Genomic DNA, 16,011 nt, shown 5'->3' with positions numbered 1-16,011 from the left:
AACAAGGGCGGCGCTATGGTGGAAGCCCCGCCCGCCAGCGCAGCCGCCATGAGCATCAGCCCAGAACTCGCCGAGGTCATCGACTTCCTGCGTGGGCACGCGCCCTTCGACCGGCTGACGCCCGAACAGCTCGAGTCGGCCGCCCGGCGCATCGAGATCATCTATCGCCGCCGCGGCGAGGTCCTGCTCGGCATCGGCCAGGCGAACACCGCGCTGGCGGTGATCCGGCGCGGCGCGGTTGAGGTCCACGATGGCGCCGGGCGCCTGATCAATCGGCTGGCCGAGGGCGAAAGCTATGGCCTGCCTTCCCTGCTGACCGGCAAGCCGGTGCGCAATCGCGTGACCCTGATCGAGGACGGCCTGCTCTACCTGTTGCCGGTGGCCGACTTCAACCGCCTGCGCGCGGCCAACGCGGCCTTCGAGCAGCATTTCGTCTCGACCCTGGAAGAACGCATGCGCGCCGCCGCCGAAGCCGGCGGCGGCAACGAGCTGATGGCCACGCCAGTCAGTCGGCTGGGCAGCAGGGCACCGGTGATGGTCGGGCCCGAGGCCAGCATCCGCGAGGCCGCGCAGCTGATGTCGCAGAAGGGCGTGTCCTCGATCCTGATCGGCAACGCCGAGCGGATGCAGGGCATCGTCACCGACCGTGACCTGCGCAATCGCGTGCTCGCCGCAGGCCTCGATCCGAATGAACCGGTGACCCGGATCATGACCCCGGATCCGACCCATCTCGACGTCCACCGGCCGGTGTTCGAAGCCTTCCTGGTGATGGCCAACCGCGGCATCCACCACCTGCCGCTGACCCGCGAGGGCAAGCCCGCGGGCATGATCACCACCCGCGACCTGGTCAGCCTGCAGACCCAGCACCCGCTGTACCTGGTGCGCCAGGTCGGCAAGCAGGACACGGTCGAGGGCCTGCAGGACGTTACCCGACGAATGCCGCGCATGTTCGCGCTCATGCTCGAGAACGGCGCGCGCCCCGAGGACGTGATGCGCATGCTCAGTGCGCTCACCGACGCGGTGACCCGCCAGCTGCTGCGCATGGCCGAGGAACGCTTCGGCCCGCCGCCCATGCCCTATGCCTGGCTGGCCTTCGGCTCGCAGGCGCGCAATGAACAAGGCCCGCACACGGACCAGGACAACGGCCTGCTGCTGGCGCAGACGCCCGACGAGGGCGGTGCCGACTACTTCGAAACCCTGTCGAAGTTCGTCTGCGCGGGCCTCGATGCCTGCGGCTATGTCTTCTGCAATGGCGACGTCATGGCGCAGAACCCGCGCTGGCGGCAGCCGCTGGACGTCTGGCAGGGCTATTTCCGCAGCTGGATGCACGAGCCCGACCCCAAGGCCCTGCTGCACGCCTCGATCTTCTTCGACCAGCGCTGCGTGCACGGCGACCGCAGCCTGCTCGATGCCCTGCAGGAATCGCTCTTCGATGCCTCGCCGCGGCACGGCATCTTCCTCGCGGTGCTGGCCAAGCATGCGCTGACCCACGAAGTACCCCTCGGCCTGTTCCGCCGTTTCGTGGTCGAGCACCGCGGCGAACACCGCGACACGCTGGACATGAAGAAGGCCGGCAGCCTGCCGCTGAACGACCTGCTGCGGGTGCGCGCGCTGGCCGCGGGCATACGCGAGCCCGGCGGGCTGGCGCGCATCGAAGGCTTGCGGCGCATGGGACGGATGGCCGACATCGACGCCGCCGAACTGTCGGCGGCCTTCAGGCTGCTCGCCCGCCTGCGGCTGGAGCACCAGGCGGCACAGCTGGCCGCGGGCGACAAGCCCGACAACCGGATCAACCCCAGCCAGCTCAACCGCATCGATCGCGATGCCCTGCGCGACGCCTTCCTGGTGATCCGCCAGGCGCAGGCCGGGCTGGCCAACGCCTTCGGCGTGCAGTGAGCGGACTGCGGCGACTGCTGTATGGACGCCGCGCGCGGGGGACCCCGCTGGAGCGGCACTACGCCCTGCCCCTGCCCGCGCTGTCCACGCGCTGGGCCGAGGCCGAGCTGTTGGCAGTGGATTTCGAGACCAGCGGCCTCGACACCCAGAACGACCGCATCCTCAGCATGGGCTGGGTGCGGATCTCGCAGGCGCGGATCCACATGGACAGCGCGCGCCACCTGCTGGTGTGCGCTGATGCTCGCGACAGGGAGGGCGTCGGCCAGAGCGCGACCGTGCACGGGCTCACCGACACCGACGTGGCCGAAGGCATCGAGCCCTGCCAGGCCGTCGCCCTGCTGCTGGCCGAGCTGGAAGGTCGCGTGCTGGTCTCGCACGGCGCGCCGATCGAGCTGAACTTCCTGGCCGCGGCCAGCCGGCGCTGCTTCGGCCTGCCGCCGACCCTGCGCTACATCGACACGCTGGCTCTGGAGCGGCGCATCCGCCGCAACGAGGTCGACCCCAAGGGCTACCTGCGCCTGCACGCCTGCCGCGAGCGCTACGGCCTGCCGACCTATCGCGCCCACAACGCAGCGATCGATGCCCAGGCCTGTGCGGAGCTGCTGCTGGCCCAGGTCGGCAGGATCGGCGACGAGGCCGGGCTGCGTCTGCGTGACCTCGCGCGGTAGGCGGGGTGGCGGCGAGACCCTATGCCATGGTGGGCCAGGGCCCACCCTATCTGGCTGGAGCGCTGCACGCGTGAGCTCCGCCGGCTTCACGCGCTCACGCCCTGCGTTTCCACACACTCCGCGCCCATGCCCGAAGGCCCTGAAATCCGCCGTGCTGCCGATCAGCTTGCCCGCGCCGTGGTGGGGCAGCCGCTGACCGATGTGTGGTTCGCATTTCCCGCGCTGGCGGCGCGCGCCGACGAACTGGTGGGTCAGCGCGTGCTCGCCATCGAACCGCACGGCAAGGCCCTGCTGACCCACTTCGAAGGCGGCCTGAGCCTGTACTCGCACAACCAGCTGTACGGCGTCTGGAAGGTGGCCGCAGCGGGCCGATGGCCCGACACCACGCGCAGCCTGCGGGTCGCACTGTCGACCGCGAGGAAATCGATCCTGCTGTACTCGGCCTCGGACATCGAACTCTGGCCCACCGATCGGCTCGGCGAGCATCCCTTCCTGGCCAAGCTTGGCCCTGACGTGCTGGACGAACGCCTCAGCGTGTCCACGGTGGCACAGCGCCTCTGCGACCCGCGCTTCCGCGGGCGCAGCCTGGTCGCCCTGCTGCTGGACCAGGGCTTTCTGGCCGGCATGGGCAATTACCTGCGCTCCGAGGTGCTGTTCGAAGCCTCGATCGCGCCGCAGCGGCGGCCGCGCGATCTGGATGACGAAGAGCGCATGGCCCTGGCCCAGGCCCTGCTGGAGGTGCCGCGCCGCAGCTATGCCACCCGCGGCGTCGCGCGACGCAGCCGCAGCCGCCTGCGCTCCGATCTGCAGGTCGATCACGGCGAGCGCTTCCGCTTCCGCGTGTTCGACCGCGCCGGCGAGGACTGCGAGGCCTGCGGCGGCCTGATCGAACGCTCGGAGCTGGGCGGCCGCCGCCTCTACTGGTGCCGGCGCTGCCAGGCCTGATGGCTTCCCGGCCCCGCTTTCCGGCGCGGATTTTCTCGAAGAAACCTGGACTCGTCATCCCCGCGCATGCGGGGATCCAGAGTTCTTGCGACTGCGGCAAGCGACACTAGGCGCCCGCATTCGCGGGGGCGACGAGCCAGGGATCGCTAGACGCTGTTTCGGCCGGACTTTCATGCCGCGCCGTCGCGAGGACGCTCCCATACGATCATGCACCTGCGATTCTGCTTCTTGAGCGCTTCTCGGCCCTACGTCGCTGACCAGACGTTGTTCTAGAACGCAGGCACTTGCGCCTCTGTCACGCAAGAGGCCGGCAAGTTCCAGCGGCTGCAGTGTCGCTGCGCGCCTGCGACCGGGAGCCTATGTGTGCGTCGTGAACGCTCTACTGCGCTGGCTGATTCGCGAGGCGAGCGCTGTGCAACGGGACGTGCCAGCAGCGACGATCGTCGTGACCTCTTCGTTCATCCGCACCGTCAGGCGCTATCCTTCACGGCTGCCGCAGCCCGCGGCTGCCACGTACAGGAATGGACCCCACGATGCTGCAGCGCCTCGGATTCGCCCTGCTCTGCCTGCTTCCCCTCGCTGCCTTCGCCCAGACCGCACCACGGGTGCTGCTGGATACCGATCGCGGCCCGATCCTGCTTGAGCTCGATAACGTCAACACGCCGCGCACCACGGCCAACTTCCTGTCCTATGTCGATGACGGCAGCTACAACAACACCCTGTTCCATCGCATCGTGCCGAACTTCGTGGTGCAGGCAGGTGCTGCCGATGCGCGCTTCCAGGCGATCCGCGCCAAGCCTTCGATCGCCTCGGAACGGCGCCCCGCGCCCAGCAACCTGCGCGGCACGCTGGCGATGGCGCTGGCCTCGAACCAGTTCACCGGTGCGGCGCTGCGCGATTCGGCGACCTCGAGCTTCTTCATCAACACCCGCGACAACGCCAATCTTGATCCCGACTTCACCGTGTTCGGGCGGGTGGTCCACGGCATGGGCGTGGTCGATCAGCTCAATGCCGAGCCGATCTTCCCCAACAGCACCGACTCACCGGTGCGCTATCCGCTGATCAAGCGCGCCGTGCGCACCACCGGCTTTCCGATCCTCGACCTGCACGCTGGCTCCTGGTTCGACCCGGACAAATCAGGCCGCGGCTTCGTCGTGGAAGTCGCGCAGTCCGCCCCCGGTACCGCCACCGGCGACCAGCCGCTGCTGATCGTCTACTGGTACGACTACTTCGAAGGCCAGCAGATCTGGATGAATGGCGCGCAGTCCTTCGCCTGGGGCGCCAGCGAAGTCACGGTCTCGCTGCAGCGGACCAGCGGCGGCCAGTTCGGCGCGGCCTTCGCGCCCGGCCAGGTGCAGGCCGACCGCAACTGGGGCCGGGTCACCGTCAAGTTCAGCGGCTGCGACCGCGGCCAGTTCCGCTTCGAGTCCAGCTACGGCAACGGCGAGTACAACCTGCAGCGCATCACCGTTCCAACGGCGAGCCGCTGCAGCGCGAACTGATCGACCGGCGCGCTTCGACGCCCGCGCCTGCCTGAACGGGGCCGTCCGCCAATCCTGCGGACGGCCCCGTTCGTCGTTTCGGGCTTGTATCGACGGAGCGGCCCATTAGGGTTCGCCTTCACAGTTCGTCACAGATGGCGCGCCGCATGCCGCAGCCCCAGACTCCTCGCCCCTCCGTACTCCGCCGCTGTGCGGCCTGGGCCGTGCTGCTCGTCGCGCTCGGCGCGGCTGCACCGGCCTACGCCCAGCGCATCTTCGCCAGCGGCTTCGAGCCGTTTGCGCCGGAGACCGACGCCGAGGCCGCGCGCTTCCTGACCCAGTCCACCTTCGGCACGCGCCTCACCGACATCCAGCGCCTGCGCCAGATCGGCTATGAGGCCTGGCTCGACGAACAGTTCGCCGCCCCGGTCTCGCGCCAGGTGCCCTATCTGGACTACGTGGTGGGCTTGGGCGAGCCGCTGTACCAGAACGCGCGCATGGAGGCCTGGTTCCTCAATGCCATCACCGGCCCGGACCAGCTGCGCCAGCGCGTGGCCTATGCCCTGAGCCAGGTGCTGGTGGTGTCGGACGCCAACGGCCCGCTGGAGATCGAGCCGCGCGCGGTGTCGGTCTACTACGACCTGCTGATCGAGGGCGCCTTCGGCAACTACCGCGACCTGCTCGGCCACATCACCCGCAGCCCGGCCATGGGCAGCTACCTCAGCATGCGCGGCAACCGCCGACCCGATACGGTGCTGAACATCCGCCCCGACGAAAACTACGCGCGCGAGATCCTGCAGCTGTTCTCGATCGGCCTGGTCATGCTCAACCCCGACGGTACGCCGGTACTGCAGGGCGGCCAGCCGGTGCCGAGCTACAACCAGTTCAACATCAAGACCTTCGCCCACGTCTTTACCGGCTGGAACTTCGGCAACTGCTCGGGCTTCGAGTTCTGCTCACCCGGCTGGCCGAACGCGATCGGCTGGACGATGCCGATGCAGGCCTTCGCCAGCTTCCACCACACCGAACCCGACGCCGACCCCGACAACCAGCAGCTGCTGCTGGGGGTGACGCGTCCTGCCGGCGGCACGCCCAACAGCAACCTCGACTTCGCGCTGGACAACATCTTCAACCACCCGAACGTCGGGCCGTTTCTCTCGCGCCGGCTGATCCAGAACCTGGTCACCAGCAATCCCTCGCCGGCCTACATCGCGCGGATGACGGCGGTGTTCAACAACAACGGCCAGGGCGTGCGCGGTGATCAGCGGGCGCTGGTGCGCGCGATCCTGATGGATCCGGAAGCGCGCAGCGGACACCTGACGCAGCCGCAGCGCTTCGGCAAGGTCCGCGAGCCGCTGCTTCGCCAGACCCATCTGTGGCGTGCCTTCGGTGCGGCCGCGGCCAACGGCCGCTATGCCGACTGGAACCCCGAATCGCACTTCAACCAGGCGCCGAACCGCAGCCCCTCGGTGTTCAACTTCTACCAGCCCGACTACCGCCGGCCCGGCGAGCTGACCCAGCTCGGCATGTATTCGCCGGAGCTGCAGATCGTCAATGAGGTCTTCGTCACCCGCACGGCGAACTGGCTCTACAACCAGGCCGAGCGCCACTACACCGGCAACGGGTTCAACCCCAACCCCGATGCGCGCACGGTGATGATGGACTTCAGCAACCTGTGGTCGCTGGCGACCGCGCCCGCGCAGCTGGTCGAGCATCTCGACGTGCTGCTGATGAGCGGGCAGATGTCGGCGCACATGCGCGGCGTGGTGGTCGCCTACATCGAAAGCATCCCGTACACCGGCTTCGGCGACAGCGGCGGGCGCCGACGCGCCTGGGAAGCCGTGCATCTGATCGTCACCTCGCCCGAATACCAGGTGCAGAAATGAACCGTCGCGACCTGATCCGCCGCAGCCTGCTGGCCACGCTTGGCGGCGCCAGCCTGTATTCGCAGTTCGGCAACCTGCGCGTGCTGCAGGCCGCCGCGCTCGACAACAGCGCCATCGCCAAGGGCAGCGACTACAAGGCGCTGGTCTGCATCTTTCTGGATGGCGGCAACGACAACGTCAACACGGTGATCCCGCGCGACAGCGCGACGCACGCCACCTACGTCGACGCGCGCCCCGGCCTCGCCCTGCCCTTGACCGCACTCACCGCCGGCACCCACCTGAACCCACTGACCGCGCAGTCCAACGGGCGCCAGTACGCCCTGCATCCCGCCGCCGCGCCGCTGCGCGATCTGTTCGAGGCCGGACGCTGCGCCATCGTCGCCAACGTCGGCCCGCTGATCGAGCCGGTGACGCGTGCGACCTTCCAGAACGGCACGGCGCGGGTGCCACCACAGCTGTTCTCGCATTCCGACCAGCAGGTGTTCTGGCAGACCTCACGGCCGGACATCCCCGACAAGATCGGCTGGGCCGGGCGCATCGCGGACCTGCTGCAGGCGCAGAACCCGAACCCGCAGCTGTCGATGAGCATCTCGCTGCGCGGCCACAACTTCCTGCAGACCGGCATGAGCGTGCAGCCCTATGCCATGGGTACGCAGGGCGCGGAGGCGCGCAGCGGCTACCTGCAGGAGTTCAACGCCCCAAGGCGCGCGGCGATCGATGCCCTGCTGAACGGTCCGCTCAACCACCCGATGGAGCGGGCCGCCGCCGAGATCCAGCGCCGCAGCCTCGACAACTACGCACTGGTGACCTCGGCGCTGGCGGCCAACCCGCCGCTCGCCACCCCGACACCCACCCTGCCCGAGGGGCTCGGCCTGGTCGCACCAACGGCCTACCAGCGGCTGGTCGGCCAGCTGCGCATGGTCGGGCGGATGATCCAGGCCCGCGCCCAGCTCGGCCAGCGCCGGCAGGTGTTCTTCGTCGGCGTCGGCAGCTACGACTTCCATGACCGTCTGCTCGACGAGCACCGCGACCAGATGGCGGCGCTGTCGCACGCGATCCGCATGTTCCACGACATCACCGTCGAACTCGGCGTGCAGGACCAGGTGACCACGTTCACCGCTTCGGACTTCGGCCGCACTTCGTCCGCGAACGGCGACGGCAGCGACCACGGCTGGGGCGGCGAGCATTTCGTCGTCGGCGGCGCCGTGCGCGGCCGCGACATCTACGGCGAGATGCCGGGCCTGGTGCGCAACGGCCCCGACGACGCGGGCTGGGGCCAGATCATCCCCAAGCTGGCGGTCGACCAGTACGCGTCGACGCTGGCGCGCTGGTTCGGCGTCAGCGAGTCGCAGATCAACGACATCTTCCCGGCCCTGGGCGGCGCGGTGCCGCGCTTCGGCCCGGCCACCGGTGGCTACATCGGTACGTATCGGGATCTCGGCTTCATGTTGCCGGGCTGAGCCCACTCACTCAACGAACAGAACACTTGCGCCGCCCTGGATCGTCGCCCCCGCGTCGGCGGAGGCCCAGCGTCGATTGCCGCAGCCGCACGAGTCCTGGATCCCCGTCCCCGCCTTCGCGAGGACAGGCTCTTCGCGGGGATGACGAATCAAGGCTTCCCAGGAACACCTGGCCCGCCGCGCGAGGCTGGGACGCTCGGAGTTATCCGCCGGAGATCAGCCGCCGGACTGCCCACGCTCGGCACGGGCCAGCAGGGCCTGCAGCTCGCTGCTCTCCGGCGCCGCGGAGAGGCCCTTGCGCGCATTGGTGGCACAGGCCTCCCACAGGCTGCGGTCGCAGAGCTTGCCGGCATTGTCCTGGTAGAAGCCGGCGATGCGGGCGATGCCGGCAGCAGCGCGTGCGTTGCCGGGCTCCAGGGCCAGCGCCTGCCGGTACAGACCGAGCGCCGAGTCATCGTCGGGATAGTCGAGACGCCGCCCGAGATTGCCCGGCTGGGTACCGTAGTCGAGATAGGCGTCCGCCTGGGTCAGCAGGGACTCGATCTCGCTGATGTCCGCCGGCAGCGCGATCGCGGGGGCGGTCGTCGATGTCGGCAGCGGCGCCGCATCGAGCGCGCCGGCAGGTGAACCGGTTTCGCGGGTCGTTCCCCACAGCAGCCAGCCGACCACCACCGCTCCGACCAGACCCGCCGCCAGCGCCAGCGGCGCGCGTCGTCGCGCGTCCGTTCGGGTGATTCGGGTGGACGCGGAGATCGGCACCGTCGGCGCGCTCTCCACCGCGACGCGACGCGCGGTGTCGTGGCGCAGCAGCTGGGTCGCCTGCGTCCTGGGCATGCGCGCGCGCAGCTTGTCCAGCGCCTGCACGAACTCCTCGCCGCTGGCATAGCGATCCTGCGGCCGCTTGGCCATCAGCCCATCCAGCGCCGGCTGCAGCCAGGCGTACTCGCTGGGCAGGGTCGGCACCGGCTGGGTGATGTGGGCCAGCGCCACCGCGAAGGGATCGCTGCCGTCATAGGGCGGCTTGCCGATCAGCAGCTCGAACAGCATCACGCCCAGCGCATACAGGTCGGAGCGGCCATCCACCGGCTCGCCGCGCGCCTGTTCGGGGCTCATGTAATCGGGCGTGCCGATCGACGCGCCGGCCAGCGTCGCGGTGGAGCTGGTGTCCATCGCCTTGGCGATGCCGAAGTCGGCCAGCACCACGGTGCGATCGGCCTTGTAGAGGATGTTGCTGGGCTTGACGTCGCGGTGCACCACGCCCTTGTCGTGGGCGTAGTGCAGGGCCCGCGCGACATCGGTGACCACGTCGAGGATCTGCGGCACGGTCAGGCCGCGGTTCATCAGGTCGCGCAGAGTGCCGCCGTCGATGTACTCGGCGGCCAGGTAGTACACGCCCTCATGCGAGCCGATGTCGAACACAGTGACGAGGTTGCGGTGCGAGAGCTTGGCGGTGATCCGCCCTTCCTTGAGGAAGCGCTCGGTGAACTCACGGTCGGCCGCCAGCTGCGGCGACATCACCTTCAGCGCGACCTCGCGGTCCAGCGATTCCTGCACCGCCAGATAGACCGAGGCCATGCCGCCGGCACCGAGCGGGCGCAGGATGCGGTAGCCCGGCACCTGCAGGCCGCCGCCCTGCCCGGGGGTGTGGATGAGGGTTTCCTGCACGCCGCGCTCCCGCATTCGCCTGGACTGCCGCGATTGTGGGCACGGGGCGCGGCGGCTGTCACGCCGCGCTCACGATTACCGGATTAGCCGCGCATCGCCTTGTAGGCAGACAGCGCGGCCTCGCGCGAGGCCTTCATGTCGACCACCGGGCGCGGATAGTCGGGCGCCAGCCGACGCTGCAGGTCGGCGTGCTCAAAGGGCGCATACAGCGCCTTGTCCGGCAAGCGCGCGAGCTCGGGCACCCACTGCCGGATGTAGCTGCCGCGGGCGTCGAACTTCTCGGCCTGGCTCACCGGATTGAAGATGCGGAAATAGGGCGCAGCGTCGGCGCCGGTGCCGGCGCTCCACTGCCAGCCACCGGTGTTGTTGGCGAGATCCGCATCGACCAGCGTGTCCCAGAACCAGCGCGCGCCGTGCAGCCAGTGCAGGCGCAGGTTCTTGGTGAGGAAGCTGGCGACGATCATGCGCACGCGGTTGTGCATCCAGCCGGTGTGCCAGAGCTCGCGCATGCCGGCATCGACGATCGGAATGCCGGTGCGGCCGCGCTGCCAGGCGGCAAGCTTCTCGTCCGGTGCATTCCAGGCGAAGTGCTCGAACTGCGGGCTCAGGTTTTCGTTGGCGGTCTTCGGAAAGTGGAACAGCAGGTGAGCGTTGAACTCGCGCCAGCCGAGCTCGCGGATATAGCCCTCGACCTGCTCGCCGGCGGCCGCCGGCCAAGCCTCGCGCTGCAGGCGGCGGATGACCTGGGCCGGGGTGATCTCGCCGAAGTGCAGGTGCGGCGACAGCCGCGAGGTGCCGGCGCGGTCGGGCAGATCGCGCTGGCTGACATAGCTGGCCGCGGCACCTTCGATGAAGGCCTCCAGCGCATCATGGGCGCCGGCCTCGCCGGGCGTGAAGCGCTCCCAGAAGCCGGCGTCCCAGCCCAGCTTCGGCGCGAGTTTGAGCGCCTCGACCGGCAGCGATTCGACTTCGGGTGCCGCAGGCAGGCGTGCCGGCGCATCGATCGCGGCCCCGGTCTCGACGCGCGGCCGCGCGTTGCGCCAGAACGGGGTGAACACGCGGTAGGGCCCGCCGCTGCCAGTCATGACCTCGTCGCGCTCGAACAGGGTGGCGCCGCGGAAACTCTCGGCGCGCAGGCCCGCGGCCTTCAGCCCTGCCTTGACCGCGGTGTCGCGGGTGATGACCGCCGGCTCGTAGCGCCGCTGCCAGTAGACCGACTCGGCGCCGCAGTCGCGGGCCAGCTGCAGCAGCGTGTCGAGGCTGGCGCCGCGGCGGACGATCAGGCGCGAGCCGCGCGCGCGCAGGTCGGCGTCCAGGGCCTGCAACGATCGGTGCAGCCAGGCCAGCGAGGCTGCGCCCGGCGCCCATTCGCCCTCTTCCTCCGGGGCGTGCACGTACACGAAGACCGGCGCCTCGCCGCGCTCCAGCGCGGCGGCCAGCGGCAGATGGTCGGACAGCCGTAGGTCGCGGCGCAGCCAGATCAGGGCGCGGGACATGGGGGCACTCGCAGGGTCGGGGCGCGAAGTTTCGTGCAGGGGGCGTGAGCAGGGCAGCAAGGCCCGGCGCGCGTCCGTATCGATCAGGCCCCTCACGCAGCGGCAGTGCGCCACTCATGACGCCCGCGGCGATCGCTGCCACAGCGCGTCTGTTGGTCTCGCGGGCTCGCTATGCTGCCCGCCCCCGACCTTGGCTCGACCCGCCTTGTCCACGCCCTCCTCCGCCGCGCTGGATCACCGCAGCGGCCTGCTGCTGGCTGCGGCCGGCGCGATCCTGTTCTCGGCCAAGGCCATTCTCGCCAAGTTCCAGTACCGCTATGGGCTCGACGCACTCGATGCGCTGACCCTGCGCATGCTGTTCGCGCTGCCGCTGTTCGCCCTGCTCGGCCTGCGCGAGCGCCTGCGCGGGCCGGGGCCGCGGCTGAGTACACGCCAGCGCTGGGCCCTGCTCGGCATCGGCCTGCTCGGCTACTACCTGTCCTCGCTGCTCGACTTCTGGGGCCTGGAGTTCGTGCCGGTCTCGCTGGAGCGCCTGATCCTGTTCCTGAACCCCACCTTCGTCCTGCTGATCGGCCTGCTGTTCCTCGGCCAGCGGGTCAGCGGGCGGCAGTGGCTGGCGATGGCGGTGAGCTATGCGGGCATCGTGCTGGTGCTGGTCGAAAGCCTGCGGGTCGAAGGCGAGCACGTGCTGTTCGGCGCCCTGCTGGTGCTGGGCGCGGCGATTTCCTACGCGCTGTACCTGGCCGTCTCCGGCGAGCTGATCAAGACGCTGGGCACGGTGCGTCTGGTGGTCGCCGCCATGGCCATCTCGACCGCGGCCGTGTTCGCGCACTACCTGCTGGTGCGCTCACCCGGCGACCTGCTCGGCTTCGCCCCCGCGGCCTACGGCTGGGCGCTGGCCAACGCCTTCTTCTGCACCTTCCTGCCGGTCACCTTCACCATGGCGGCGGTGCGTCGGGTCGGTCCCGGCACCGCGGCGCAACTGTCGGTGCTGGGTCCGGTTTCGCTGGTCTTCCTCGGCGCCTGGCTGCTGGACGAGACCATCACCCTCGTGCAGCTGATGGGCACCGCGGTGGTGCTGGGCGCGGTCTACCTGCTGACCCGCTCACCTGCGTCCAGCACGGCGAGCCCCGTCGAGGGTCCGCGTGCAGACACTCGGGTCGAAGACACTGCGGCAGCCTCGGTCCAGCGCGAGACGCGCTGATCAGACGCTCAGGGCAACCTCGCTGTCCTCGGCAAGCGCGGCCAGCACGCGCTGTGGGTCACGGCTGCTGAGCAGCAGCGCCGCACCCGAGCGCAGGCGAGCAGGTTCGGCCCAGCCGACCGCACGCGCCGGAGCCTGATCGGCAGCTTTCGGGAACACGCCGACCCAGGCATCGCGCCCGCTGCGCTTGGCCGCGTACAGCAGCCGATCGGCGAGGTCGACCACTTCTTCCCAGCCGCCGCCAGCGGGGCGCTCGCCCAGCAGCGGGAAGGGCGCGAAGCCGATGCTCAGGCTGCAGCACAGCCGGCTGCCGTCCTCAAGCTCGACCGGACGCTCGACCATCAGCCTGCGGACGCGCTCGGCCAGGGTCGCGGCGTCCTCCTCGCGGAGGCCGCGGGCGACCACGAGGAACTCCTCGCCGCCCCAGCGGATGATGTGGTCCGAAGCCCTGAACACCTCGCGCAGCCGATGTGCGAACTCGACCAGGACCGCGTCACCGGCAGCGTGGCCGTACTGGTCGTTGATCGCCTTGAAGTGGTCGACATCGCAGAGAAACAGGACCAGCCCGGCATCCCTGCCCGCAGCTGCGGAACCGGGCCCATGGCGCAGGCAGAGCGCGACCTCCTTCGGCAGCGCCTGCATGGCGAAGCGGCGGTTGCACAGCCCCGTCAGCGGGTCGGTGAGGCTGGCCCGCTCGAACTCCTGGTTGCGCCGCTGCAGCTCGGCCGACAGCGCATGCAGGTCGGCCGTGCGCGCCTGCACCTCGGCCTCCAGGCGGTCGCGGCTGCGCCGCAGCCGGCGCTCGCGCCGCCGCACCACCGCCATCACCGCCCGCACCAGCAGGGCCAGGCCGGCCAAGGCGGCCGGCAGGGTCTGCCACCAGTGCGGGCGCACCTCCACGGTCAGCTGCCGCGGCGGCGCAAGGAAGCGGCCGTCGCGCGTGCTGCCCTGCAGTTCCAGCGTGTATTCGCCGGGCCAGAGGCCGCCGAAGCTGGCGACCCGCGCGCCGGCGCCGACCCGCACCCACTCGGGCGCCACATCGAGCAGCCGGTAGCGGTAGTTCAGCAGCTCGGGCGCGCTGAAATCGAGCGCGGCGAACTCCAGGCTGAAGCCGCGCTGGCCGGGGCCGATGACGATGCGCTCGGCCAGCGGACCGGAGGGGCTGGGCTCGCCATCGATGCGCAGCTCGGTGGCGACCAGCGGCGGCACGAAGGTCCAGGGCTGGAAGCGTTCGGGGCGCACCACGAGCAGGCCCTCGGTGGCGCCGAACACCAGCCGTCCGTCGGGCAGGCGCGCGTAGGCGCGGAACCAGCCGGTGCCCGCATGTGCGCCGTCGGCGCGGCCGAGCCGGTGGAAGGCATCGGTGGCGGGATCGAACAGGAAACGGTGCGACCAGATCCGGCCCTGCGCGTCGTCCAGCAGGTTGGCGCCGAACGCGACGCCGGCGAAACCGTGGCGGGCGCTGACGGCCTCCAGCCGGGCGATGTCGCCGTCGACGGCGAGCAGGCGATGCAGGCCCGCGGCGTCGAGCCAGAGCTGGCCGCGGGCGTCGAGCAGCAGCCCGAGCACGTCCGCCTGCAGTTCGACGCCCTCCACCTGCATCCGCAGGCGGCGCAGCGTGCCCTGCGCCGACGCGAGGCGGAACAGGCCCGCCGATCCGCCCACCCAGGCGCCCTCGGCATCGAAGGCCAGGGCATTGATCGATCCACCGACCCGCCCGCCATCGGCGAGCGCAAGTCGCGTCAGCCGTCCATCGGCGTCACGACGGAACAGGCCGTCGCCGGTCGCCATCCACAGCTGGCCTTCGGGCCGGGCCCAGAGCCGGCGGATGGCGGCGCGCTCGAGGAATTCCGGGCCGGTCGCCAGCTCAAAGGCGCGCGCGCCCGGTGCCCGCACGAACAGACCCCGTTCGGTCGCCACCCACAGCCGGCCGTCCTCGGCTTCGACCACCCCCGAGGGCTGCTGGCCGGCGAAGGCGCCGAGGCTGGGATCCCCATCGCGCAGGAACTCGCGGATGCGCAGCTCGGCATCGACACGCACCAGGCCGTTCTGCGCCACGCCCACCCACAGGCCACCGCTGCGCTCCGGCGCCAGGGTGAGCGCGCTGAACTGGGTCAGCGGCGCGTCGTCGAGCGCATCGAAGCGCCGCGAGTACAGGGCGCTGGGTCGCGGATCGCTGCGCTGCATTCCACCGCCGAAGCTGCCCGTCCAGACCCAGCCCGAGTGATCGAGCAGCAGGTCGCGGATCTCGGCGTTCGCCAGCGCCAGCGCATCGACTGCGCGCGGCCGGATCTGCTCGCGCAGTTCGCCGCTGGCGCTGTCGACGATATCGATGCCGCGGGCATGGGCGATCCAAAGGCTGCCGTCGCCGGGCTCGACCGCCGCATTCATGCCGGTGCCGCGCCAGCGCTGCACCTCGTCGGCGCGCGGCGGCTCGGCACGCTCGGCGACTGCGGCTGGAATTCGCGCCATCTGGCCCTGCTGGGCACCGACCCAGACGTCGCCGGCAGCGCTGACGTGGATGCCGCGGATGGTGGTGTTGGCGAAGCCCTCGCCGTCGTCGGCGTCGGACAGCACCCGCTCGACCGCTGTCGCGCCCGGCCGCAGCCGGCCCAGCCCCTGCCAGCTGCCGATCCACAGCGCACCGCTGCGGTCCACCGCGAGCGCCGAGATGCGCGCGTCCATCTTCAGCCCGTCGACATCGGTCGCGGCAAAGCGACCCACCCTGCCATCGGGCTCGATGCGGCCGAGACCATTGCCGGTGGTACCCACCCAGATCACTCCGTCGGGCGTCTGCGCCAGCGCCCGCACCGTGCCCGACGGCAAGCCCTCCGGCTGGTCGGCCCGCGCACGGAAGGATTGGAAGCGGTCGCTGACCGGGTCATATGAGGCGACCCCCTCGCCATAGGTGCCCAGCCACAGGCGGCCGTCGGCGGCGGTCAGCAGCTGCTGGATGCGATTGCCCGGCAGGCCGTGCGGATCCCCGGGATCGGCCTGATAGAGCTTGAAGCGATAGCCGTCGTAGCGGACCAGGCCGTCGGTGGTGCCGATCCACAGCAGGCCCTGCCCGTCCTGGGCCAGCGAGGTGATGACGCCATCGGGAATCTGCTCGTCGGTGCCGACCGCTTCAAAGACCCGCGGCGCTGACGCGCCCGGCGCCGATTCGGCCGCATGGCCGGGCATCCATGGCAGCAGCGCAAGCACCAGCAGCCAGCGCGCGAGCGCGCGCTCGCGACGGCTTGCAGGGGCCACGTGATCGGCGGCGTCTCGACTCACAGACAACGGGTCTCGGTGGCGGCGTCAGGCCAAT

The 16,011-nt window shown here is 70.3% G+C and carries 10 protein-coding genes; 7 read left to right on the top strand and 3 right to left on the bottom strand.

Features of this window, described 5'->3' with window-relative positions:
* Positions 1-48: 48 nt before the first annotated feature.
* From Q0654_RS15150 to Q0654_RS15125, 6 genes are all read left to right on the top strand, one after another.
* Complete coding sequence (locus Q0654_RS15150) at positions 49-1,896, top strand: DUF294 nucleotidyltransferase-like domain-containing protein (protein WP_298855295.1); 1,848 nt, start codon at positions 49-51, stop codon at positions 1,894-1,896.
* Entirely contained in the window at positions 1,893-2,564 is a 672-nt protein-coding gene (locus Q0654_RS15145) for an exonuclease domain-containing protein (protein WP_298855293.1), read from the top strand. Before Q0654_RS15150 ends, Q0654_RS15145 begins: the two co-directional genes overlap by 4 nt.
* A gap of 126 nt (positions 2,565-2,690) precedes the next feature.
* A complete protein-coding gene (gene nei / locus Q0654_RS15140) occupies positions 2,691-3,509 on the top strand; it encodes an endonuclease VIII (RefSeq protein ID WP_298855291.1) in 819 nt (272 codons plus the stop codon).
* A 533-nt stretch (positions 3,510-4,042) separates the two neighbouring features.
* On the top strand, positions 4,043-5,011 hold the full coding sequence (locus Q0654_RS15135) for a peptidylprolyl isomerase (protein ID WP_298855289.1): 969 nt from the start codon (positions 4,043-4,045) through the stop codon (positions 5,009-5,011).
* A 146-nt stretch (positions 5,012-5,157) separates the two neighbouring features.
* The gene (locus Q0654_RS15130; protein ID WP_298855287.1) at positions 5,158-6,876 is read left to right on the top strand and encodes a DUF1800 family protein; all 1,719 of its coding nucleotides are present in this window, start codon (positions 5,158-5,160) and stop codon (positions 6,874-6,876) included.
* Complete coding sequence (locus tag Q0654_RS15125) at positions 6,873-8,336, top strand: DUF1501 domain-containing protein (RefSeq protein WP_298855285.1); 1,464 nt, start codon at positions 6,873-6,875, stop codon at positions 8,334-8,336. Before Q0654_RS15130 ends, Q0654_RS15125 begins: the two co-directional genes overlap by 4 nt.
* 216 nt (positions 8,337-8,552) lie before the next feature.
* Here the strand turns inward: Q0654_RS15125 and Q0654_RS15120 are convergent, their stop codons facing one another.
* Positions 8,553-10,001, bottom strand: a complete 1,449-nt coding sequence (locus Q0654_RS15120; protein ID WP_298855283.1) for a serine/threonine-protein kinase — start codon at positions 9,999-10,001, stop codon at positions 8,553-8,555.
* A gap of 83 nt (positions 10,002-10,084) precedes the next feature.
* On the bottom strand, positions 10,085-11,497 hold the full coding sequence (locus tag Q0654_RS15115; protein WP_298855281.1) for a deoxyribodipyrimidine photo-lyase: 1,413 nt from the start codon (positions 11,495-11,497) through the stop codon (positions 10,085-10,087).
* Positions 11,498-11,702: 205 nt separating this feature from the next.
* Between Q0654_RS15115 and Q0654_RS15110 the strand changes: the two genes are divergently transcribed.
* Positions 11,703-12,701 carry a DMT family transporter gene (locus tag Q0654_RS15110; RefSeq protein WP_298855280.1) on the top strand — a complete coding sequence of 333 codons (999 nt, stop codon included), beginning with the start codon at positions 11,703-11,705 and terminating at the stop codon, positions 12,699-12,701.
* On the opposite strand, the gene Q0654_RS15105 is transcribed toward Q0654_RS15110, so the two are convergent.
* Complete coding sequence (locus Q0654_RS15105; protein ID WP_298855355.1) at positions 12,702-15,977, bottom strand: ligand-binding sensor domain-containing diguanylate cyclase; 3,276 nt, start codon at positions 15,975-15,977, stop codon at positions 12,702-12,704.
* Positions 15,978-16,011: the final 34 nt, after the last annotated feature.

It is taken from the genome of uncultured Aquimonas sp. (assembly GCF_937888285.1).
GTDB lineage: Bacteria > Pseudomonadota > Gammaproteobacteria > Xanthomonadales > Xanthomonadaceae > Aquimonas.
Note: the sequence above shows the minus strand (reverse complement) of the source record. Positions and strands in the feature narration are given on the sequence as shown.

Coding starts and splice junctions, on each gene's coding strand:
- Q0654_RS15150 (WP_298855295.1), top strand. CDS start 49: ATGAGCATCAGCCCAGAACTCGCCGAGGTCATCGACTTCCTGCGTGGG.
- Q0654_RS15115 (WP_298855281.1), bottom strand. CDS start 11,497: ATGTCCCGCGCCCTGATCTGGCTGCGCCGCGACCTACGGCTGTCCGAC.
- Q0654_RS15135 (WP_298855289.1), top strand. CDS start 4,043: ATGCTGCAGCGCCTCGGATTCGCCCTGCTCTGCCTGCTTCCCCTCGCT.
- nei (WP_298855291.1), top strand. CDS start 2,691: ATGCCCGAAGGCCCTGAAATCCGCCGTGCTGCCGATCAGCTTGCCCGC.
- Q0654_RS15125 (WP_298855285.1), top strand. CDS start 6,873: ATGAACCGTCGCGACCTGATCCGCCGCAGCCTGCTGGCCACGCTTGGC.
- Q0654_RS15130 (WP_298855287.1), top strand. CDS start 5,158: ATGCCGCAGCCCCAGACTCCTCGCCCCTCCGTACTCCGCCGCTGTGCG.